Annotated in this window: 2 protein-coding genes; one reads left to right on the plus strand and one right to left on the minus strand. The window is 47.7% G+C overall.

All coding sequences use genetic code 11. From position 1 onward, the window contains the following. The first annotated feature begins 111 nt into the window (after positions 1-111). Complete coding sequence (locus tag JX312_RS13660) at positions 112-840, plus strand: DNA repair protein RecO (protein ID WP_128707596.1); 729 nt, start codon at positions 112-114, stop codon at positions 838-840. A gap of 113 nt (positions 841-953) precedes the next feature. Here the strand turns inward: JX312_RS13660 and JX312_RS13665 are convergent. Next, a partial coding sequence (locus JX312_RS13665; protein WP_370541515.1) for a hypothetical protein occupies positions 954-1,387 on the minus strand: 434 nt, incomplete at its 5' end.

A 1,387-nucleotide genomic window follows, 5' to 3' on the forward strand; every position in this document is an offset into this window, starting at 1 on the left:
GAATCGGGTGGTTCTGCGTTCCAGGACACTCAATAATGTGAGTTAATTTTGGAACATAGAACTGAACACCCTATTTAGTTATAAAATTTTACTGAAACAAATTGATTCTGAATGGCAATAGAGAAGATAAGGGGAGTTGTGATAAATATTGTGAAGTATAGCGACCGCCACAATGTGATAACGCTTTTTACCAGGAGTCGCGGCAGGATGGCTTTCCTCTCTCCTGTGGGATCTGGGAAGTTGGGGAGGATGCGGAGCGCGAGGTTGCTGCCGTTGTCGGTGGTTGATGCGGATGTTAATATGCGTCAGAGTAGGGAACTGCAGCTTCTTGGTGCTGTTACGCCTGCCGAGATATGGCATGATTTATATTTCAATCCGGTCAAGTCGTCTATTGCCTTATTCCTTTCGGAGTTTCTTAACCGTTATCTCCGTGATGCTTCTCCGGATCCTGCCGCGTGGGATTTTATATTGGCATCTATCCGAGTTCTTGATGAGAAAAAGCAAGGATTGGCAAATTTTCATATTTGGTTCTTGGTGCGCTTTTTAGACATTGCGGGGATTGCCCCGGATCTTCATGATTACGAAAGGGGAGACTGTTTCGACATGCGTGCAGGAATCCCGGTGGTCGCTGCGTCTTTTCATAAAGATATCCTTTCGCCGTCTGAGACACATTTGCTCGTTGTCCTTTCTCGAATCACATTGCGCAATATGCGTCTTTACCGGTTTAACGGCACGGAGCGCCGTCAGCTTCTTGATCGTATCCTCCGTTATTACGCTATCCATTTCCCCGGTCTTTCCGGACTTAAGTCTCCCGATATCCTTTCCGAAGTCTTTTCATAATTCTATATGATATAAAATCCGCCGGCATGTCGGGAGCGACTTTGCCGGCGGATCAGAGGTGAGCCGTGTTTTATACGGTCGGGTAAGTTAAATTCTAAACAAGCTCTGAAGTGTCAGTCTTTGGGCTTGTAGACCTTGACGTTGTTGAGGAACCAGCGGAAAGTGCCCGATACAGCTCCGTTGGGGAGGAACTGGCTGTCGATATTGCGGATTTCAATGCGGGTGTCCTTGTTGAGTGTGACACCTGAAAGCTCCATGTCGACATTGTGCCATCTCAGTTTCTCTCCTGCGGCAAGCGACGGTGTGGATACGGGAAATTGAGTTTCGGAAGCGCCGTTCTTTACGATAACCACAATTTCTGTCTTGTCGTAAGGCTTCATGTCTGCGGGCCCTTTGTCTCTCCATGGACTCCAGTCGAAAGAGAGTCTTATTCCCGTTGCTCCGTCACCCAGCTGTTCAATCTTGGGCAGTGTGGCGGAATTCTGTTTGTTGCTGGACCCCATCTTAAGATAGAATTTCTGGAAGTTGCAACCGGTTCCTTTCCCTG

It is taken from the genome of Barnesiella sp. CU968, assembly GCF_905219685.1.
Lineage (GTDB): Bacteria > Bacteroidota > Bacteroidia > Bacteroidales > Muribaculaceae > Lepagella > Lepagella muris_A.

Bases quoted from the DNA above. Each gene is read 5' to 3' on its own strand.
- JX312_RS13660 (WP_128707596.1), top strand. From the start codon at position 112: ATGGCAATAGAGAAGATAAGGGGAGTTGTGATAAATATTGTGAAGTAT.